Source organism: Pyxidicoccus sp. M15 (genome assembly GCF_056858435.1).
Map to the genome: position 1 here is coordinate 119443 of NZ_CM166495.1, position 20457 is coordinate 139899.

15 protein-coding genes are annotated in these 20457 nt (G+C 71.5%); 7 read left to right on the forward strand and 8 right to left on the reverse strand.

Going from position 1 to position 20457, the window contains the following annotated elements; genetic code table 11:
• The first annotated feature begins 30 nt into the window (after nt 1-30).
• Nucleotides 31-1800 carry a protein kinase domain-containing protein gene (locus tag ACX9TP_RS00455; RefSeq protein WP_482977700.1) on the forward strand — a complete coding sequence of 590 codons (1770 nt, stop codon included), beginning with the start codon at nt 31-33 and terminating at the stop codon, nt 1798-1800.
• A 10-nt stretch (nt 1801-1810) separates the two neighbouring features.
• On the opposite strand, the gene ACX9TP_RS00460 is transcribed toward ACX9TP_RS00455, so the two are convergent.
• Together ACX9TP_RS00460 and ACX9TP_RS00465 are read right to left on the reverse strand one after the other, a co-directional pair.
• Entirely contained in the window at nt 1811-2545 is a 735-nt protein-coding gene (locus ACX9TP_RS00460; RefSeq protein WP_482977701.1) for a hypothetical protein, read from the reverse strand.
• 87 nt (nt 2546-2632) lie between these two features.
• Nucleotides 2633-3205 carry a hypothetical protein gene (locus ACX9TP_RS00465; RefSeq protein WP_482977702.1) on the reverse strand — a complete coding sequence of 191 codons (573 nt, stop codon included), beginning with the start codon at nt 3203-3205 and terminating at the stop codon, nt 2633-2635.
• A gap of 185 nt (nt 3206-3390) precedes the next feature.
• On the opposite strand from ACX9TP_RS00465, the gene ACX9TP_RS00470 reads away from it, so the two are divergent.
• The 3 genes from ACX9TP_RS00470 (at nt 3391) to ACX9TP_RS00480 (ending at nt 7693) form a co-directional block, all read left to right on the forward strand.
• The gene (locus ACX9TP_RS00470; RefSeq protein ID WP_482977703.1) at nt 3391-4482 is read left to right on the forward strand and encodes a glucose 1-dehydrogenase; all 1092 of its coding nucleotides are present in this window, start codon (nt 3391-3393) and stop codon (nt 4480-4482) included.
• Nucleotides 4483-4509: 27 nt separating this feature from the next.
• A complete protein-coding gene (locus ACX9TP_RS00475) occupies nt 4510-6375 on the forward strand; it encodes a glycoside hydrolase family 15 protein (protein ID WP_482977704.1) in 1866 nt (621 codons plus the stop codon).
• Between the two features lie 220 nt (nt 6376-6595).
• Nucleotides 6596-7693, forward strand: coding sequence for an SMP-30/gluconolactonase/LRE family protein (locus ACX9TP_RS00480; RefSeq protein WP_482982345.1), 1098 nt, complete (start codon nt 6596-6598; stop codon nt 7691-7693).
• 48 nt (nt 7694-7741) lie between these two features.
• Here the strand turns inward: ACX9TP_RS00480 and ACX9TP_RS00485 are convergent, their stop codons facing one another.
• Nucleotides 7742-8176 carry a DUF6209 family protein gene (locus tag ACX9TP_RS00485; RefSeq protein ID WP_482977705.1) on the reverse strand — a complete coding sequence of 145 codons (435 nt, stop codon included), beginning with the start codon at nt 8174-8176 and terminating at the stop codon, nt 7742-7744.
• A gap of 154 nt (nt 8177-8330) precedes the next feature.
• Here ACX9TP_RS00485 and ACX9TP_RS00490 point away from each other — a divergent pair, with 154 nt between their 5' ends.
• Entirely contained in the window at nt 8331-9476 is a 1146-nt protein-coding gene (locus ACX9TP_RS00490; protein WP_482977706.1) for an App1 family protein, read from the forward strand.
• A 373-nt stretch (nt 9477-9849) separates the two neighbouring features.
• Here the strand turns inward: ACX9TP_RS00490 and ppk1 are convergent, their stop codons facing one another.
• Nucleotides 9850-12009 carry a polyphosphate kinase 1 gene (gene ppk1, locus ACX9TP_RS00495; protein ID WP_482977707.1) on the reverse strand — a complete coding sequence of 720 codons (2160 nt, stop codon included), beginning with the start codon at nt 12007-12009 and terminating at the stop codon, nt 9850-9852.
• 183 nt (nt 12010-12192) lie between these two features.
• Here ppk1 and ACX9TP_RS00500 point away from each other — a divergent pair, with 183 nt between their 5' ends.
• Nucleotides 12193-12699: a hypothetical protein gene (locus ACX9TP_RS00500; protein ID WP_482977708.1), complete on the forward strand. Its 507-nt coding sequence runs from the start codon at nt 12193-12195 to the stop codon at nt 12697-12699.
• A gap of 66 nt (nt 12700-12765) precedes the next feature.
• On the opposite strand, the gene ACX9TP_RS00505 is transcribed toward ACX9TP_RS00500, so the two are convergent.
• On the reverse strand, nt 12766-14979 hold the full coding sequence (locus ACX9TP_RS00505; protein ID WP_482977709.1) for a tryptophan synthase alpha chain: 2214 nt from the start codon (nt 14977-14979) through the stop codon (nt 12766-12768).
• 280 nt (nt 14980-15259) lie between these two features.
• Here ACX9TP_RS00505 and ACX9TP_RS00510 point away from each other — a divergent pair, with 280 nt between their 5' ends.
• Nucleotides 15260-17551 carry an ATP-binding protein gene (locus tag ACX9TP_RS00510; protein WP_482977710.1) on the forward strand — a complete coding sequence of 764 codons (2292 nt, stop codon included), beginning with the start codon at nt 15260-15262 and terminating at the stop codon, nt 17549-17551.
• A 9-nt stretch (nt 17552-17560) separates the two neighbouring features.
• Here the strand turns inward: ACX9TP_RS00510 and ACX9TP_RS00515 are convergent, their stop codons facing one another.
• The 3 genes from ACX9TP_RS00515 to ACX9TP_RS00525 form a co-directional block, all read right to left on the reverse strand.
• Entirely contained in the window at nt 17561-18466 is a 906-nt protein-coding gene (locus ACX9TP_RS00515; RefSeq protein ID WP_482977711.1) for an MBL fold metallo-hydrolase, read from the reverse strand.
• A gap of 165 nt (nt 18467-18631) precedes the next feature.
• Nucleotides 18632-19114 (reverse strand): cupin domain-containing protein, encoded by a 483-nt coding sequence (locus ACX9TP_RS00520; protein ID WP_482977712.1) that lies wholly within the window; start codon nt 19112-19114, stop codon nt 18632-18634.
• A gap of 188 nt (nt 19115-19302) precedes the next feature.
• Nucleotides 19303-20247: a TIGR02266 family protein gene (locus ACX9TP_RS00525; RefSeq protein WP_482977713.1), complete on the reverse strand. Its 945-nt coding sequence runs from the start codon at nt 20245-20247 to the stop codon at nt 19303-19305.
• Nucleotides 20248-20457 lie beyond the last annotated feature (210 nt).

Here is a 20457-nt window from a genome sequence, read left to right on the forward strand (position 1 = left end):
TTGGCGGCAAACCTGGGAGAACCCAGGCAAATGCAAGTGGGCAGATATCAGCTCATCCGCAAGCTGGCGGCCGGGGGCATGGCGGAGGTCTTCCTGGCGAAGGCCGAGGGGCCCGGGGGCTTCGAGAAGACGCTCGTGCTCAAGCGCATCCTCCCGCACCTGGTGGAGGACCCGTCCTTCGTGGAGATGTTCCTCGGCGAGGCGCGGCTGGTCGCCGGGCTGAACCATCCCAACATCGTGCAGATTTTCGACTTCGGCGAGGCCGACGGCACCTACTTCCTCGCCATGGAGTACATCGACGGGCCCAACCTGCGCCGGTGGCAGCGGCAGGCCGCGTCGCGGGGGATGAGCCTGCCTCCCGCCATCTGCGCCCGGGTGGTCTCCGCCGCCGCCGAGGGCCTGGCCTTCGCCCATGACTTCAAGGACCCGGCCAGCGGGACGCCGCTGGGGTTGATTCACCGGGACGTCAGCCCCGACAACATCCTGGTGTCGCGGCAGGGCGCGGTGAAGGTGGTGGACTTCGGCATCGCCAAGGCGGCGGGGCAGAAGCACCGCACGCAGACGGGCATCGTGAAGGGCAAGGTCGCGTACATGCCCCCGGAGCAGGTCACGGCGGAGCCGCTGGACCGGCGGGTGGACGTGTACGCGCTGGGCGTCGTCTTGTACGAGCTGCTCACCGGACGCCTCCCGTTTGAAGCCGCCAATGAGCTGGTGATGATGCGGGCCATCGTCTCCGACGCGCCCGTGCCCGCGACGCGCTACCGGCCGGACCTGCCGCGCGTGCTCCAGTCCATCCTCGCCACCGCGCTGGCGAAGGACCGCGAGGCCCGCTACCCCGACTGTCGCGCGCTCCAGGCGGACCTGGACCGCTTCGTGATGTCCACGGGTGTCCCGGTGGGCGCGTACCAGCTTGCGCAGCTCGTCGAGCAGGTCGTGGACGGTGCCAGTGCGCAGCCGGTGCCCACGCCCGCGACGTCGCCGCGCCGTCCGGAGGGCGGGGACGACGCGGAGCGGACGCGAGACATGCCACGCGGCGCGCGACGCAGGGCCAGCGGGCCGGGGACGGCGGAGCCCGCGGAGTCCATCTCCTCGGTCTCGACGGTGAAGCGACCGCAAGGGGCCCACGACGCCACCGTGGAGCGTCCGGGAGGCTTGAGGAAGCTGCTGCCGGCGGCGGTGGCGGGCGCGGTGCTGCTCGTCGGAGGCGGCGGCTATCTGCTGTTCGGGAGGACGCCAGGGCCGGTGCTTCCGGCGCCCCTTCCGGCGGAGGCCGTCGCTGGCACCGAGCGGATGGCCCCGAAGTCTGGCGAGGCGCCCGCGGGGCAGGGGCAGGCCGGGGCCGGCGAGGCGCAGCCGGCCGGGAAGTCCGGCGAGGTGGCCTTGGAGCAGGGGCTTCCCGGGGCCAGCGAGCCCCCAGCGGCCCAGGCGGCCGCGGCAGGCGCGGGCCCGGCGCAGGGCGAGTCGGAGGCTCCGGCGGAGGACGTGGCGGTGGCGCCTGGAATGGAGGCGACGCCCGAGGCGGCCCAGGCGAAGGCCGGGTCCACTCCGCAGCGGAAGTCCGGCGCGTCGCGAGCGGTGAAGGGGAACCTGGGCACGCTCGAGTTCCGCATCCGCCCGTACGCCACCGTGTACCTGGATGGGAAGAAGCTCGGGGAGACGCCTTTCGCCGCCATCGACGTGCCCGAGGGGCTCTACGCCGTGACGGCCGTCAACTCGAAGCTCGGCAAGAAGGTGACGCGGAGCATCGAGGTGAAGGCCGGCGAGGCCAACGTCTTCCGGCTCAACCTGCAGGAGGAGTGAGGACGGCGGGCTACGGCTCGTCCTTCGCGGTGGCCTCCTCCTTCGCGGCGGGCTTCGCCTCCGGGGCCGGCGGCGCGGGCCTGTTGTCCGTGCCCACGACCGCGTCCAGGGCCGAGCCCAGGGCCGACCCGACATTCTTTCCCACTTCCGCGCCCGTGACGCCCAGCCGTGAGCGCAGGTTCGAGAATTGGGACTTCATGGACGACGTGGCCGTCGCGGGAGGAGGCGTGGCCGGAGCCGGAGCCGCGGGCTTCTCGGCCAGGGGCGCCGGGGCCGCGAGCTCCTCCTCGGCGGGCTTCTCCGCGTCGGCGACCTGGGAAGGCCTGCCCGTGGCGCCCAGCTTGCGCTGCACCTGCTTGCGCACGGACTCGAAGTCCCGCTGGACCTTGGGCGCCACCTGCAGGGGCAGGACGCTCTCCGGATGGAGCGACAGCCCGGCGCGGAAGGACTCCAGGGCCTGCTTCCTCCGGCCCAGGTCGGCCAGGACGATGCCGCGGTAGAGCGCCACCTTCACCTGCTCCTCGATGGTGGACGCCACCTGCTTCGCCTGGGACAGCCAGTTGAGCGCCTTCTCGTACTCGAGCGACTCGTACAGGTGCTCGGCCCGCTCGATGCGCCGCTGGAACGTGCTCCCGGCGCCTCCGGAGCCTGTCGCCTCCACGTCGCTTCCCAGGGCCACGCCCGGCAGGACATACAGCAGCGCCAGCAGCAGCACCGGGCTTCGGAAGGCAGCAAAGGCTTTCATGCCTTGCGGGTCTACCATGGACAGACGCCAGACTCCCACCCCCGGGGGGGAGGGTGTCTGAAACGCGATTGCACGTGCGGGGGCGGGTCAGGAGGACGCGACAGCCCGCTCCGCGCGCCGGTGCGCCCGCGTCCTCGCCAGCAGCCAGCCGCTGAAGGCGAGCAGCAGCAGCCCCACGCCGGTGAAGGCACCCCCCACGCGCAGCGACGCGCGGCGGTCGTCGTGCACCAATTCCAGCGGCCCTTCGCGGGGAGACGCGAGGTAGCGCTTCACCTGCGCCTCGACTCCGGTGGCCACGGCTTCCTCGGTGGCCCACTGGTGGAAGAGGGGGAAGCGGCCCCGCGTCGTCTCCAACTCCGGCCGGTAGATGGGGACGCTGGTGCGGCGGGCGCTGCGGGTGCGCTCCACCCGGACGCCCTGGACTTCGTCCAGCGTGAAGCGGCCCACCTCTTCCCGGGTGAGCCAGCCCGCGCGGGAGAGGGTGCACGGGCCGCCCGGCTCGCAGCGCAGCTCCACGCGGGCCTTCGCGTCCAGCAGGTACGGGCCGAGCACGAGGAAGGGCAGCGCCAGCAGCACGCAGGCCGCCGCGCCAATGGCGGTGGAGCGGCTGCGGCGCGGCTCGGCGTCAGCCGGGAGGGCGGGGGAGGAGGGCTCGCTCACGGCCTCCCCTCATAGACCCGTGCCGCCCCGGGGGGCAGCGGTTTCGTGCGCGTCCCGGAGCGTTGACTCCTGGGGAGCGGCCAGGCGGGCGCTGTGCACCGGTGGACCCTTCGCCCCACCTTACGGTGCGGGCGTGCCACGCCTGCCGCAAGGGACAGGTGCCCGCAACGCGAAGGAGCCCGCGCATGAAGGCCGTCGCCGTCTTTCCGAAGCAACGCGAGGTGCGCGTCATCGACGCCCCCGAGCCGGGGCTCCAGTCCCCCACGCAGGTGAAGGTGCGCACGCGCGAGGTGGGCGTGTGCGGCACGGACGAGGACATCCTCCAGTTCACCTACGGCACGCCGCCGCCCGGCTCCGAGTACCTCATCCTCGGCCACGAGTGCCTGGGCGAGGTGGTGGAGGTGGGCGACGCCGTGCGGGGCCTCCAGCGCGGGGACCTGGTCGTGCCGCGCGTGCGCCGTCCCTGCCCGCACGCCACCTGCCCCGCGTGCCGGCACGGACACCCGGACTTCTGCATCACCGGCGACTACACCGAGCGCGGCATCAAGGAGGCCCACGGCTTCTGCTCGGAGCTCTTCACGGAGGACGTGGCGTACCTGCATCGCGTCCCCGTGGAGCTGCGCGAGGTGGCGGTGCTCACCGAGCCGCTGACGATTGCGGAGAAGGCCCTGCGCGAGGTGAAGCGCATCCAGGAGCGGCTGCCCTGGCGTCCCGAGCCGGGCCGCGCGGTGGTGCTGGGCGCGGGCCCCGTGGGGCAGCTCGGCGTCATGGCGCTGTTGCGCCGGGGCTTCGCCACCACCGTGTACTCGCGCAGCCCCAAGCCCAACGTCAAGGCGGACTCCACCGAGGCCCTGGGCGCGCCCTACCTGTCCTCCAAGCAGGTGTCGCCGGGGGAGCTGGTCCGCGAGGCCGGCGCGCCGGACCTCGTCTACGAGGCGACGGGCGTGGCGAAGGCCGCCTTCGAGACGCTGAAGGTGCTGGCCCCCAACGGCGTCTTCGTCTTCACGGGGGTGCCCTCGCATCCGGAGTCGCTGTCGCTCGACGGGGCGGAGCTCTTGAAGCAGCTGGTGCTGCAGAACCAGGTGGTGCTGGGCACGGTGAACGCGGCCGGCTCGGACTTCGAGGCGGCGCTGGAGGACCTCGGCCGCTTCCGTGCCCGCTGGCCGGGCGGGCTGGAGCGGCTCATCACCGCGCGCCACCCGCCGGAGGACTTCGCCGACGTGGTGAGGGGCAAAAAGGGTGGCGACGGCATCAAGCACGTCATCACTTTCGGGTAGGCGAAACGCGGGGGGAGGAGACTTCGAATGGAAGCGGCACCCCAGCAGCAGGGCAAGGTGGCGGGCGGCTCGGTCCCCATCGAGGACCACGGCATCATTGGCGACCTGAGGACGGTGGCCCTGATTGGGAGCGAGGGCACGCTCGACTGGCTGTGTTTCCCCCACTTCGACAGCCCGAGCATCTTCGCCGCGCTGCTGGACGCGGAGAAGGGCGGCCACTGGCGCATCTGCCCCGAGCCGGACGGGGTGATGAAGAAACAGTTCTACTGGCCCGACACCAACGTGCTGGTGACGCGCTTCTACACACCGGACGGCGTGGGCGAGCTGGTGGACTTCATGCCCATGTCGCGCCACGGGCGGAAGTACGAGCGCGAGGTGCTGCGGCGCGTGCGCGTGGTGCGCGGGGAGATGCGCTTCGAGATGGAGTGCTTCCCGGCCTTCAACTACGCGCGGGACACGCACGAGACGCGCCTCATCCAGGGCGGAGCCGGCTTCTCGTCGAAGACGCTGGAGATGACCCTGGCCTCGTCCGTGCCGCTGCGCAAGGAGGGCCGGGGCGTCAGCGCGCGCTTCACGCTGCATGAGAACCAGTCCGCCGTCTTCTCGCTGCGGCAGGGCGCGCGCCTGTCCTGCCAGGAGCTGGTGCACAGCCACGAGTCCGCGGAGGTGCTCTTCCGCGACACGGTGGACTACTGGCGCCACTGGTTGTCGGGCTGCAACTACCGGGGCCGCTGGCGCGAGACGGTGCAGCGCTCGGCGCTGGCGCTGAAGCTGCTGACGTACGAGCCGACGGGGGCGATTGTCGCCGCGCCCACGTGCAGCCTGCCCGAGTCCCCGGGTGGCACGCGCAACTGGGACTACCGCTACTGCTGGCTGCGGGACGCGGCCTTCACCGTCTACGCGTTCCTGCGCATCGGCTTCAAGCAGGAGGCGGCGGCCTTCATGCGCTGGGTGGAGGCGCGCTGCGCGGAGCAGGGGGACGGGCCGCTGCCGCTGATGTTCTCGGTGGACGGCAGCCGCGTGCCGGAGGAGGTGGAGCTGTCACACCTGAGCGGCTACGGCGGGGCACAGCCGGTGCGCATCGGCAACGCGGCGGCGGACCAGCTGCAGCTCGACATCTACGGCGAGCTGATGGACTCGGTGTACCTGTCCAACAAGTACGCGGCGCCCATCTCGTATGACTTCTGGCGGCACCTGCGGCGGATGGTGGACTGGGTGTGCAACCACTGGAACCAGCCGGACGAGGGCATCTGGGAGGTGCGCGGCGGGCGGCGCAACTTCGTGTACTCGAAGCTGATGTGCTGGGTGGCGGTGGACCGGGCGATTCGGCTCGCGGACAAGCGCAGCCTGCCGGCGGACCGGCCCCGGTGGCTCGCGGTGCGCGACACCATCTTCGAGGAAATCATGACGCAGGGCTGGAGCCAGGAGCGCGAGGCCTTCATCCAGGCGTATGACCACGAGGCGCTGGACGCGGCGAACCTCCTGATGCCGCTGGTCTTCTTCCTGTCGCCGGTGGACCCGCGGATGCTGTCCACGCTGGACAGGATTCGGCGCCCGCCCTCTCAAGGCGGCCTGGTGTCGGACGGGCTGGTGTTCCGCTACGACGTGGACGCGACGCTGGACGGAATCGCCGGCCGCGAGGGCACCTTCAACCTGTGCAGCTTCTGGCTGGTGGAGGCGATGACGCGGGCCAGTGTGGCGAGGCCGGACCTGCTGGAGGAGGCGCGGCTGACCTTCGAGCGGATGCTGGGCTACGCCAACCACGTGGGGCTGTACGCGGAACAGACGGGCATGTCCGGCGAGGCGCTCGGCAACTTCCCGCAGGCACTCACCCACCTGTCCCTCATCAGCGCCGCGTACAACCTGGACCGGACGCTGGGCGGGCGGGACTGAAAGGGCCGGGCGGCCAGAACCACGAAGCCCCGGCCTCCGTACCCACGGCACACCGGCGTCTCGCCGGCTCGACAGATGACCCCCAGTCACCTATACATGACTCCAGGTCATTTCCAGCGAGGCTCCCGTGGCCGCTCCGACTCCCCTTCCTGGTGGTCCGTCCTCCTCCTCCGCGCCCCGTCGGGGTGCGACCTGGCTCAAAGGAGTGTGGGGCGTGGCCATGCTGCTGGCGCTCGCGGCCGGGGGGGTGCGCCTGCGCTACGGCGGGGGTGAGCCGTACCCGGACGTGACGGGCATGCCACTGCTGCCGGACAGCGCGCTGGAGGTGGTGGCGCAGAGCCCGGAGCCCATCGGCAACGTGGCGGTGTCCTCCACGGGCCGGCTGTTCTTCACCATCCACCCGGAGAGCCGCCCGGAGGGCGCGAAGCTGCGCGAGTGGGTGGACGGCAAGGCGGTGCCGTACCCCAACGCGGAGGTGCAGGCGAAGCTGTTCGAGACGCCGCTGGGCGTCACCATCGACCGGCGCGACTGGCTCTGGGTCATCGACCACGGCAACCACGCCATGGGCACGCCGCGGCTGCTGGCCTTCGAACTGGCCACGGGCCACCTCGCGCACGAGTTCGTCTTCCCGCCCAACGTCGCGCCGCCGGGCTCGTTCCTCCAGGATTTGCGCGTGGACGCGAAGGGGGAGACGGTGTTCATCGCGGACGTGGCCTTCTGGCGGCGCAAGCCGGGGCTGGTCGTCTACGACGTGGCGGCGAAGCAGGCGCGCCGCGTGCTGGACGGGCACGCCTCCGTGTTCCCCCAGGACTTCATCATCCGCAACCCCATCAAGGAGATGGTGTTCTTCGGCGGGCTCGCCGCGCTGAAGGCGGGCGTGGACGGCATCGCCATGGACCCGTCGGGCGAGTGGGTGTGGTTCGCGGCGATGAACCACGACACCATGTATCGCGTGCGCGCGGCGGACCTGCGGGACGCGTCGCTTCCCGAGGAGGAGCTGGAGAAGCGGCTCCACGCGGTGGGCCGCAAGCCGCTGAACGACGGGCTGAGCGCGGACGTGGAGGGCAACGTGCTCATCACCGACGTGGAGCACGGCGCGGTGCTGCGCATGAGCCCGCAGGGCCGGCTGGAGACGCTGGTGAAGTCGCCGCGCATCCGCTGGGCGGACGCGCTCAGCCACGGGCCGGACGGCTGGCTCTACGTGGCGGACAGCGCCATTCCACACCAGATGCTCCAGTCGAAGGAGCACATCGCCGCGAACGCGCCCTATTCCATCTACCGCTTCAGGCCCGGCATCGCGGGCGTCGCCGGCATGTGACACCGACGGAGCGCGGACCACACCGTCCGCGCTCCAGCGGCCTTCACGTCACTGCACGTTGAAGTGGTAGTTGTTGCCGAAGTTCGAGTCCCACGCCTGGCAGCCCCAGCGGCTGGTGTTCTCGAACCAGACGGACAGGTCGCCCTTCGTGTTGAGCGGAATCGACGGCGGGGGCGGGTTGGGGATGGACGAGAAGCCGGCCACCCAGAAGCTCTGCACCGGGCCGTTGTTGAACTTGTAGTGGCCGGTGATGGTCCACCCCGGCGTGGTGGCGTTGATGTTGCCGCGGCACTGCGTCAGCCGGTCGACGCTGTAGTGGATGGCGGCCGTCTTCCCGAAGGGCAGCGGGTTGGATGACGCGAAGACGTTCCAGCCCTGCGACGGCGACTGGAAGGTGATGCTCGGCGACGTCTGAGACACGGCGACGGTGCCGACGAACAGCACGGCGGCGGCGAGGAACCAGCGGGTGGACTGACGCAGCAAGGGGATGCTCCTGGTGGAGGGGAACTACAGTGTCGATACGGATGCGAAGGCCGTCGCGGGCTGTGTCGGCCGAAGGGCGCTCCGTGCGGGATTGCCCCGCGCGGGCCCCTGAGTCTTCTACAGTCCCGTACCGACTCTCTTTACGCCCTGCGCCATGGCCGACCTCATCCCCGCCTTCTATCGCCTCGCCGTCCGAGTGGACGCGCACTACGACGCACTGAGCCGAAGCCTGCGCCAGAAGCTGGGCATCGCCCCTCCGCTGCGAATCCTCCCCTACCGGGGGTATGGCACCGCCGAGCGCGCCGTCATCAAGGCGCGCGTCCTGGAGGACAGGCACATCCGCCCACCCCAGCAGCGGCACACGCTGGTGGGCAGCGCGATTGCTTCCTACAAGCGCTACATGACGCGCGAGGTCGCCGGCGCGCACGTGGCGGTGCGCTGGGGGGACAAGCGCTGGGAGGGCACCACCGACGAGGAGGGCTTCCTCGAGCTGTGGGTGCCGCCGCCGGAAGGCGTGCGCTCGGGCTGGCACATGGTGGAGCTGGAGCTGCTCTCCCCGGAGGCGCACGGCGTGCCCCGCGTGGCCGCGCCGGTGCGCGTGGCCGGCCGGAGCGCCGAGTACGGGGTCATCAGCGACATCGACGACACCGTCATCGTCACGGGCGTCACCAATCCGCTCAAGCGCGCGTGGGCGCTCTTCCTCACCGAGCACCGGGTGCGGCTGCCCTTCCCCGGCGTGGACGCCTTCTACGCGGCGCTCCAGGGCGGGCGGGGACAGGCGGCGGACAACCCCATCTTCTACGTCTCCAGCAGCCCGTGGAACCTGTACGAGCACCTGGACGAGTTCCTCGGGCTGCACCACATCCCCCCGGGGCCGCTGCTCCTGCGTGACTGGGGCCTGTCCCGCCACGGCTTCGCGCCCGGGGGCGGGCACGGGCACAAGCTGGAGAAGATTCGCGGGCTCATGGACACGATGGAGCGCCTGCCCTTCATCCTCATCGGCGACAGCGGCCAGGAGGACGCGGAGCACTACCGCACCATCTGCCGCGAGTACCCGGGCCGCATCCTCTGCGTCTACATCCGCAACGTGCCCGGCCACCCGCGCCGGGCGCACGAGCTGGAGCGGATTGGCGCGGACATCCGCGAGGCCGGCAGCCAGCTGCTCGTGGTGGACGACACCACCGCCGCGGCGCGGCATGCGGCGCGCTCAGGGTGGATTGACTGGCGCGAGGTCCAGGAGGTGGAAGCCCACCGCCGCGAGGATGCCGCCCGCGGGCTCCTGGGTGAGCGCGAACCCTGAGTCCCAAATTTCCAGGGCTGTGGAAAAACGGCGCCCTCACTTGAATTCCGGTCTTCAAGTGTGGCAAAGGCGCGCCACGTTTTCGGGACATCCCCCTGTCCCCCCTCCTCCCCTGGGAAGTGAGTCTGTGCGTGGCTACCTGGTGCGTACGTTTTGCTGGGCGCTCTCCGCGCTGGTGTTGGGCGCGTGTGGTCAAACAGAAGTCGTCGAAGTGCCAGAGCCTGGTGAGAGCTCGCAGGCGGTCCGCCATCCGCCGCCGGCGTCCCCGAGCGGTCACCTCGTGGACGGTACGGCCTTCCTCGGCCCGGTGACGCAGGGCGGCGCCGGGCAGGCGCGGCCCACCCCTCACCCGTAGGACTGCTGCTTCGTCGTCTCAGGGCAGCGGCCGGCCACCCTGGAACTGCGCCATGCGCACGGCGCGCTCCATCAGCTCCGCCTGGGCGGAGCGCTTCTCCGTGGGGGAGGGCGGGGTGCGGCGCTTCCACGAGCCATCCGCCGTCAGCTCCCACGCGGCGGTGGTGTCGGCCATGCAGCGGTCCAGCATGTCGCGCACCTGGGCTGACAGCGCGGGGTCCTCCACCGGCGCCAGCACTTCCACCCGGTGGTCCAGGTTGCGGGGCATCAGGTCCGCGGAGCCGATGTAGCAGCGCAGCTCCGTGCCGCGGTCGAAGATGTAGACGCGCGAGTGCTCCAGGAAGCGGCCGAGCACGGACACCACGCGGATGTTCTCCGACACGCCGGGCACGCCTGGGCGCAGGCAGCAGATGCCGCGCACGTTGAGCTCCACCTTCACCCCGGCCCTGGACGCGTCGTAGAGCGCGCGGATGATGGTGGGGTCCACCAGCGCGTTCATCTTCATCTGGATGCGCGAGGGGCGCTCCAGCGTGTGCGCCATGATGGTGCGCTTGATTTCCTCCATCAGCCCCTCGCGCATGGTGAGCGGCGCCACCAGCAGCTTGCGGAAGGACTTCGGCCGGCCGAAGCCGGTGAGGTAGTTGAACAGGTCCGCCACGTCCGCGCCGATGTCCGGGTCCCTGGTGAACAGGCCCAGGTCCGTGTAGAGGCGCGCCGTCTTCGGGTTGTAGTTGCCCGTGCCGATGTGCACGTAGTGCCGCACCCGCTCGCCCTCGCGCCGGACGATGAGGATGGCCTTCGCGTGCGTCTTCAGCGACGGAATCCCATACACCACGTGGACGCCCGCCTCTTCCAGCGCGTTGGCCCACTTGATGTTGGTGCGCTCGTCGAAGCGCGCCTTCAGCTCCACCATGCACACGGCCTGCTTGCCGTTCTCCGTCGCCGTAATCAGCGCGGGCACCAGCGGTGAGCTGTCCGACGTCCGGTACACCGTCTGCTTGATGGCCAGCACGTCCGGGTCCGCCACCGCCTCGCTGACGAAGCGCTCCACGGAGGAGCCGAAGGACTCGTAGGGGTGGTGGACGAGCAAATCTCCCCGCCGCATCGCGGACATCACGGTGCCGCCGTCCTGCGCGTCCGCGTCCGGGCGCAGGCGCGGCTGGGTGACGGGCGTCCACGGCGCGTCCTTCAGCTCCGGGAAGCCGGGCCCGAAGGCGATGGCCGCCAAATCGGACAGGCCCACGAGGCCGTGCTCCTCGTACACCTGCCGCTCCTCCAGCCCCAGCGCCTCCACCAGCGGCTCCAGCAGCTTGGGGCTCATGCCCGCCCCCACCTCCAGGCGGATGACGTCGCCGAAGCGGCGCTGGCGCAACTCCGTCTCCACCGCCTTGAGCAAATCCTCCGCGTCCTCGGACACGGTGAAGTCCGCGTCGCGGGTGACGCGGAAGACGCCCCAGTGCAGCACCTGCATGCCGGGGAACAGGTCCGCCAGGTGCTGCGCGATGACCTCCTCCAGCGGTACGAAGACGTTGCCCTTCAGCGGCAGGAAGCGGGGAATCAGCTCCTTGGGCACCTTCACCCGCGCTACGCTCTCCTCGTCCGCCTCCGAGTCTCTCAGCAGCACCGCGAGGCTGAGCGACAGGTTGGAGATGTACGGGAAGTGCCGCCCCAGGCCGATGGCCAGCGGGGTGAGCACGGGGAATATCTGCTCGCGGAAGCGCTGATCCACCTGGTTGCGCTGCTCGGTGTCCAAGTCCCTCGCGGAGAGGATGCGCAGGCCCTTCTCCGCCAGCGCGGGGCGCAGCGTCTTCTCGAAGCAGTCCGCGTGGCGGCGGCCCTGCTCGAAGATGCCCTGGTGCAGCTTGTCGAGCGTGGCGCTCGGGGACGCGCCGTCCGGCACGAGCCGGGCCACGTTGCCGCGCACCTGCTCGTGCAGGCGGGCCACGCGAATCATGAAGAACTCGTCCAGGTTGCGCGCGTAGATGGAGATGAACTTCAGGCGCTCCAGCAGCGGGATGTCCGGTGACTCGGCGAGCTGGAGCACCCGGTCGTTGAACGCCAGCCAGGACAGCTCCCGGTTGAAGAAGAGCTCCGTGTCCGTCGGCTCCGTGCCCGCGGGAATGGCATCCCGTTCCACCGGCTTCTGGGTGACACCGCGCCCGCCACCACGCTTCGCCATGGTTCCGTGACTCCTCTTGAACCCCATGTAGGTACGATGTAGCAGTTGGGTGTCCCGGCTTTTGTAAACTTCCCCGTGACCTGGGGGAGCAAGCTCCCAGGCCATCTAGTCCTCGGATGGAGGGGGAGCAGTGACAAAGGTGGGATGGCGTGGACTTTCTTGCATCCGGTATGTGAGGTCGGCATGTCCGTCGACGTGAGCACGACAGAACCCTCCTTGAGCGCCGGAGCCCCGGCGTCTGATTCGTCAGGCCTGTTCACCGCCTTCCAGAACGACGACCGGCCCGTGCAGCGCGGCCGCTGGGCCCTGGCGCTGCTGGCGGCCCTGGTTCCGGTGGTGCTGGGGGTGGGCTTCTGGGCCCTGGCGAAGAACGAAGAGCAGACCTTCCGGCTCGTCACCGCGCAGGGCATCAAGTCCGTGCGGGGTGGGATGACGGCGGACCAGGTGGTGGCCCTGCTCGGCCGTCCGATTACGCTGGAGCAGGACGCCACCGGGGCGGAGTGCTACCGCTACGGCCAGCCCAACTTCATCAACCCACAGTTCCTCATCTACAAGGTCTGCTACGAGGACGGGAAGCTGCGGGACGTGACGCAGCACAAGTTCTCCGCCTGGTCCGTGGACCCGGAGACCGGCACCTTCGCGGCGCCCGAGGGCGGCGTCCCGGACGCCTCGCCGTCCAAGGACGGGTAGCCTCCCTCCTCGCTTCGACGTCCCTGGCGCTTCAGGAAGGACACCCTGGACGCGCTGGGGCCCGCGCTACCGGCAGTCCGAATCCGCCGCGTCCGCCTTCCCGTCCGCGTCGTTGTCCGCGCCGTCCAGGCAGTGCTCCGCCTCCGTGGGGGCGTACTCGCTGACGTGGAGCGTGTAGCGGATGGGCGTGTCCTGGTCGGGATTGGCCATGCCGTCCACCACCACCAGCACCGTCTGTCCCTGCTCCAGCGTCACCTTCACCGCGGGCGAGCCCAGGGCGCCGGCATTCGCGTTGGCCGCGCAGCCCAGCTCCGCGCCCCGGCAGCCGGTGAGCACGTAGAGCGCGTTGCCCCAGCCGCCCGGTGAGGTGTCGAAGACGAACGTCCCCGCGCGAGGCGCCGTCCACAGGTGCGCGCGGTCCTGCTGCAACAGCGCGCCGCAGGTGCCCTGGAAGCTGTCTCCCGAGCCCGCCGTCTCCCCTTGGAAGGTGACGGGTAGCGCGCTGCCCAGGTCGTGGTTCGCGCAGCCCCGCCCGTCGCAGCCCGGGGTGCCGTGGCAGTCCGTGTCCGCGCAGTCCACCCAGCGGTCCCCGTCGTTGTCCATGTTGTCGAAGCACGCGTTCGCCTCGCTCGCGCGCAGCTCGTCGATGTGCAGCTCGAAGTGGCCCGCGCTGAACCGGTCCCTGCTCGCCGAGTCCACCACCACCAGCACCGACGCCCCCTGCACCAGCGGCACCGTCACCCGCGCGCCGCCGCCGTAGCTGATGCCGTCCGTGGCGCACGCCAGCTCCGCGCCCTCGCACCCGTCGCGCCGCACCGAAATCAGCGAGCGCAGCGCCGAGCGCGCCGTGTCGAAGGTGAAGGTGCCGCTCCTCGGCGCCGTCCAGCGGAAGCCCCGGTCCGGCCCCGGCCGGCCTCCGCACGAGGCCACGTGGTCATCCCCCGCGTGGGCCGTGGAGCCCTTCAGCGTCACCGGCAGCGCGCTGCCCAGGTCCCTGTCCGTGCACACCGGCTGCGTGGAGGCACAGACGTTGGGCACGTCGGCCGCGCCGCAGGACTCGGGCGCCGTGCACGTGCCGCAGTCCAGCGTGCCGCCGCACCCGTCCGGCACGGCGCCACAGTTCTTCCCCAGCAGGCCACAGGAATACGGCCGGCACGCGGGCGGCCCGCAGACGTTGGGCGCACTGCCGCCGCCGCACGTCTGTCCCACCGCGCACGTGCCGCAGTCCAGCGTGCCGCCGCACCCGTCGGGCACCGGGCCGCAGTTCTTCCCCAGCGCCTCGCACGTCGTCGGAGTGCAGGGCGGCGGGGCGCACACGTTGGGCGTGCCACCGCCGCCGCACGTCTCCGGCGCGGTGCAGGCGCCGCACTCGAGCACGCCGCCGCACCCGTCGGGCACCGGGCCGCAGTTCTTCCCCAGCACCTCGCACGTGGTCGGCGTACACGCGCCGCCGCCGCAGACGTTGGGCTCGCCGCCTCCGCCGCACGTCTGTCCCTCCGCGCAGGTGCCGCACGACAGCAGCCCACCACAGCCATCCGGCAGGCTGCCGCAGCTCTTGCCCAGGGACTCGCACGTGGCCGGCACACAGGCCTCGCCTCCGCACACGTTCGGCACCGAGTCGCCACCGCACGTCTGTCCTTCCGGGCAGGCGCCGCACTCGAGCATGCCGCCGCACCCGTCCGACACCGGCCCGCAGTTCTTCCCCAGCGACGCGCACGTCGCCGCGACGCAGGTGTCGTCGCCGCACAGGTTGGGCGCGCCGCCTCCACCGCACGTCTGCCCCGGGCCGCAGGCCCCGCACTCCAGCGTCCCGCCGCACCCGTCCGGCACGGTGCCGCAGTCCTTGCCCAGCCCCGCGCAGGTGTCGGGGACACAGGACGGCCTGCCGCAGGTGTTGGCCGTGCCGCCTCCGCCACACGTCTGTGGCGCGGCGCACGTCCCGCACTCCAGCGTCCCGCCGCACCCGTCCGGCACCTGGCCGCAGTTGCTTCCGAGGGCCTCACAGGTGAGGGGCACGCAAAAGCCGACGCCGCACACGTTGTGCTTGCCGCCGCCGCCGCACGTCTCGCCGGAGGGGCAGGTGCCGCACTCCAGCGTGCCGCCGCAGCCGTCGATGGCGATGCCGCAGTCCATGCCCTGCGAGGCACACGTCATGGGCTCGCAGTGGGAGGGCTGCCGTGCGTCATGGGTGTCGGAAGGGGGCCGCGTGTCGGTACACGCCGCCCCCAGCACCAGGAGACACGCCCAGAACCCCGCCCGCCACAGCCCTTCGCCCCGCATGTCCGCCCACCGCACCCGTGTCGCCGCCCGCGTCACAACGTGGTGCCGCACGAGACCCCTGCCCAGCGCCCGCCTGCTCCATCTGGCGATATGTGGACAGACGTGAGTCCGGGTGTCTCTCCGCGTCAGGGGCCCTCGCTCGCCCGGTGGACGGAGGCGGAGCGCGGGGGAGCACCCGGTTCCGGACAGTGCGCCACCCGCCGGCACGGCTGGTAGCGGCGGAGCGGGCCTTCCACCTTGCTCGCGGCAGCCGGACGTTGCCGGCCGGAGGGGGGACGGAGTGGGGCGTCCGTGGACGTTCACGCAGCGCATTGGCGCGGGCGTCCTCGCCTCGTTGCTGGTGGCGCTCGTGCTCGCGGGCACCTCGGTGGTGGCGCTGCTGTCGGTGCGGACGGGCAACAAGGCGCGCATCCTCGACCTCTCCATGGACCTGCTGGAGGTGGAGCGGCTGCGCCGGGCCTTCAGCGACAAGGTGTCCAGCGGGCGCGGGTATGCGCTGTCGGGGGACCCGCTCTTCGCGCAGGACATGGCGGTGTCGCGCCAGCGCTTCATCGCCACCTACGAGCGGCTCAGGCCCCGGCTCGACGGCGAGCCCATGTCCGGGCTGCTGGAGTCCGCTGCCCACGCGGAGCTGCAGCACGAGGAGGCCGTGAGGACGCTGCTCACGGCCGAGGACCTGGACTTCAGCCGCCAGCAACTGGAGGACATCTTCGAGGCGCGCGTGGGAGTGGCGCGCCGGCAGGCCTTCGATGCCCTGCGGGTCCTCGCGGAGCGCGGCGAGGAGCGGCTGTCCCTGGGCATCCAGGACGCGGTGGAGGCGGACCGGCGGGTGCTGCTGCTCATCCTGCTGGCGGCGGGACTCGGGCTGACGGTGGCCGCGGTGCTGGCCTGGGTGCTGACCCGGCGGCTGCGGCCGCTCCAGCACGAGGCGGAGGTCAGCGCCCACCGCTTCCAGTCGCTCGTCGAGGGCGTGCAGGACTACGCCATCTACCTGCTGGACACCCAGGGCCGCGTGGCCAGCTGGAACCCGGGCGCGCAGCGCATGAAGGGCTATTCCGAGAGAGAAATCCTCGGCACCCCGGCGTCCATCTTCTACCCGCCGGAGGAGGCACGGCTGGGGCAGCCGGAGACGGACCTGGCGCGGGCCCGGAGGGATGGGCGGCTGCGCATGGAGGGGTGGCGCGTGCGCAAGGACGGCACCCGCTTCCTCGCCGAGGTCATCATCACCTCGCTGCGCGACGCGCACGGCGCGCACCAGGGCTACGCCCACGTGTCACGCGACATCACCGAGCGCCGGAGGACGGAGCACACGCAGCGGCTGCTCGCGGAGGCCGGGCGTCTGTTCCACCAGTTCCTGGACCCGGACCTGACGGTGGCGGAGCTGGCGCGGCTGATGGTGCCCGAGGTGGCGGACGTGTGCGTGCTGTTCCTGTTGACGCCCTCGGGCGAGCTCAAGCCCCGCGCCGTGAAGCACGTGGTGCCGGAGAAGGAGCAGTGGATTTGGGAGTCGGTGCGGCGCTACATGCCCCCTCCCGATGCGCCGGAGGGCCTCTGGCATGTGCTGAAGTCGGGGCGCTCGGAGCTGGTCGGCCACGTCTCGCCCGAGGCGCTGGCCCAGGCCGCGCAGGACGCAGCGCACCTGGCGCTGATGGAGAGGGTGGGAGTCCACTCGTACCTCGCGGTGCCGCTGCGAGTGGGGGAGCAGACGCGGGGCGTCTTCGTCCTGTCCACGTCCACGCCGGAGCGGCAGCTGACGCCGACGGACCAGCTCTTCGTGGAGGAGCTGGCGGGACGGGCGGCGCTCGCGCTGGACAACGCGCGGCTGTTCCGCGAGGCGCAGGAAGCGGTGGAGCTCATCGGCGTGGCGGCGCATGATTTGGGCAACCCGCTGAACACGCTGCAGCTGCTGCTGCGCCGGCTGCACCGGATGGAGCTGCCCCCGGGCGGCGAGAAGATGCGCGAGGGCCTGGGCGCGGCGCTGAAGCAGACGCAGCGGCTGGGGCAGCTGCTGCTCAACCTGCTGGACTTGTCGCGGCTGTCGTCGGGGAAGCTGGTGCTGGACGTGGCGCCGGTGGACCTGGCGGACCTGGCGCACGAGGTGGTGGAGCGCTTCGCCGAGCAGGCGGAGGAGGCGGGCTGCAAGCTGGTGTTCGACGCGGAGCTGGGGCTGGTGGGGCGGTGGGACCGGCTTCGGTTGGACCGCGTGGTGACGAACCTGCTGTCCAACGCGCTGAAGTTCGGCAGGGGACGTCCGATAGAGGTGCGCGTGGAGCGCGGGACGGGGGCGCGGGCCCGGCTGCGGGTGAAGGACCTGGGCCAGGGCATCGCCCCCGAGTCCCAGCGGCGCATCTTCAACCGCTTCGAGCGCGAGCCGTCCGCCAGCCAGCACGCGGGCTTCGGCCTGGGGCTCTACATCGTCCAGCAACTGGTGGATGCGCACGGCGGCGTCATCCGCGTGGAGAGCACGCCCGGCGAGGGCGCGCTCTTCACGGTGGAGCTGCCGCTGTCCCAGCCGGGCGCGGAAGCGGGCCTGGAGACGGAAGCTCCGGGCCCGCCGCCAAATCCTTCATGAGCCCCTGGCTCACGCGTGCAGCGTGGGCTCCGTCGCGGGCGCCAGGAAGCTGCGCAGCGGAGACTCGCCGGGGGCCTTCTCGCGCTCCTCGAGCAGCTCGAACTCCAGCGAGTCGTGCGCGCAGAACACCGTGACTTCGCGGCCGTGCCGCTGCACCAACTCGCGCAGGCGGCGCAGGTTGTACCAGCGCAGGTACCCGTCCTTCTGCATGAGCTTCTGGTAGAAGCGCAGGCCCGGCGTGCAGCGGTAGCGGTCCGGGTCCATCTCCCCGTGGTAGAAGTACGCGTCCCCGGCGTGCAGCAGCCAGCCGTCGTCGGACTGGATGGCCACGCCCGCGTGCCCCAGCGTGTGCCCCACCAGCGGCACCAGCAGGATTTCCGGCGGCAGGCCCTTCAAGTCCCGCACGCACTCGAAGCCGAACCAGCGCTCCGCGGGGCCACCCGTGGGGTACGTCACCCAGTTCTCCTCGTGAATCCACTGGAGCGGGCGGAAGCGGCCCCTGTCCAGCGGCGTGGCCTGCGCGGAGGCCTGGAGGTACTCGTCCGCGAGCAGGTGCACCCGCGCGTTCGGGAAGTCGTCCAGGCCGCCGGCATGGTCGAAGTCCAGGTGGGTGAGGACGATGTCGCGCACGTCCTCGGCCTTGAAGCCGAGCCGCTCGATTTGGCGGATGGCCGTGGACTCCTCGATGAGGCGGGGCCGGCACAACACGTCGAGGAACAGGGGCGCCAGGCGCGGGCGCGGGTGCAGCACGTCCTGCAGGCCGAACCCGGTGTCCACGAGGATGAGGCCGCGCGCCCCCTCCACCAGCAGGCAGTGGCACGTCAGCGCCGCCGGCCCGGCGAAACCCTTCCGCCCGTCCATCAGCCGGCGTCCAGGCGGGCACATGGTGGTGCAGTTCAGATGGTGGATGCGCATCGCTCGGGCTCCTGACGTCGGGCCCCCGGGTGGGGCCGCTCGGGTCCGGAGCAAAGGTGCGCTGTGGGGTGCCGGTGAGGAATCCACCGACATGCGGGAGCCGGGAGGCTCGCCTGCTCGGATGCTGCCCGGGCGGCTGAAGCCCTCCCGGGGGCGCGCCCCTCTCTAGAGGCGCTGGAGCTGCTCGACGGTGCGCTCGCCGCGCACGTTGCCGGTGTTGAGGGTGGAGGCGGGCTCGAACAGGAGCACGTGGACCTCCTCCTCGGCCACGGGCCGGTGCTCGACGCCGCGGGGGACGATGATGAACTCGCCCGGCTTCACGTCCACGGTGCGCTCGCGGAACTCCATGCGCAGGTGGCCCTGGAGGACGAGGAACAGCTCGTCCTCGCTCTCATGGTGGTGCCAGACGAAGGGGCCCTGGAGCTTCACCAGCTTCACCTGCTGGCCGTTCAGGTCACCGACGACCCTGGGAGACCAGTGCTCGGAGAAGAGGGCGAGCTTCTCCGCGAGGTTCACCTTGTCCACGACGGGCGCGGCGGCCTGCACGGGCTCGGTGGAGGTGGGGACCGCGGCCTCGGAGCGGCGGCGGTTGTCCCAGCGTGGCGGCCGGGCGACGGTGACGGTGGAGCTCCGGGTGGGCGTACTCATGCCGGTATCGACTCCTTGAGCGGCGTCGCTGCAATGGCTCGCGCCATGACGTCCCCTCGCATTGTCTGTCTTTCGCGAAGGATAATCCCGAAGGTTGGCGCCGTGCAGCGGGAACCGGTCGAATAGCGGACGGATGCGAGGGACGCACCCCGCGCCGCACAGGATTGAACGCGCGCCGGCCCCGTTCTTCAGTCCGGGAAGAACATCGGGTCTCTCGTGGTGACGAACGAGGTGATGGCGTGGGCCACCTCGGGCGCCAGCCCCGTGAACTGCACGCCCACGCCGGGCATCAGCTCCGGGGTGCGGGGATTGGACTCACGCACCCAGCGCACCACGCCCGTCACCTTCATGGGCCGGCCGCCCGGCAGCGTGAAGTCCAGCTCCACCTGCGTGCCGCGCGCCACCGGGTCCACCGTGGCGATGAAGACACCGCCCTCGCTGATGTCCATCGAGAAGCCGGTGAAGAAGTTGGAGTCGCTGCGCATGTCAATGGACGTGTGCATCCGCACCCGCCCGTTGCGCCGCGCGTCCAGCGCCTCGGTCGCCCCCGAGGGCCGCTTGCTCTTCGGCACCATGGCCGGAGGAACCGCCGGAGCCCCAGCCCCTGGCCCCCGGGCCTGCTCGGCCTGACGCGCCCGCGCGGCCTCCTGCTGGGCCCGCGCCGCCGCCTCCTGCTTCGCGCGGGTGCGCGCGGCCACCGCCTCGACCTGGAGCTTCACCACCGTCTCCGCGTCGGCCACCGCGCGCGCCACCTGCGCCGCCTGCTCCTGGTGCGCCTTGAGCGCGGCCTGCATCTCCTGCCCCGCCTTGCGCCGGGCCTCCAGCGCCGCCTGGCGGGCCGCCAGCGCCCTCTCGCGCGGTGCCTCCACGTCCAGTCCGGGCACCGCGGCCTCCCGCAGTCGCGCGGTCTGCTCCTCCAGGGTCGGGTCCGCGTCGGGCTGCGCCTGCACGCGCTCCAGCGCCGCGAGCGTCTGGCTCAGCCGCTGGGTGAGCGCGGACGCCTCGGCGGCGGCACGGGCGAGTTGCTCGGCGAGCCGGGCCTCATGGGAGGACAGCTCGGTCTCGGCGCGGGTCAGCTCCGCCTCGCGGGCGGGAGCCGAAGGCGGGCGGGCAGCAGGGGACGGCGAGGTCATTCTCGGAGACTCCAAGGCGGCCCACTGTAGCGTCCCCGGCCCGCCCCCACGAGCCCCACGTCCCGTCTCCTCCGCGAGACTCGGGGAGTGGGGCCCCACCCACCCGCGAGGAGCGGGCAGACGGGCAGCCCGCGCCCGGATTCCAGGGGCTTACGGCGCGTCTCATTCCAGACACGGGGGGCCCCCGGACGGGCCTCCCCTGGAAGGAAC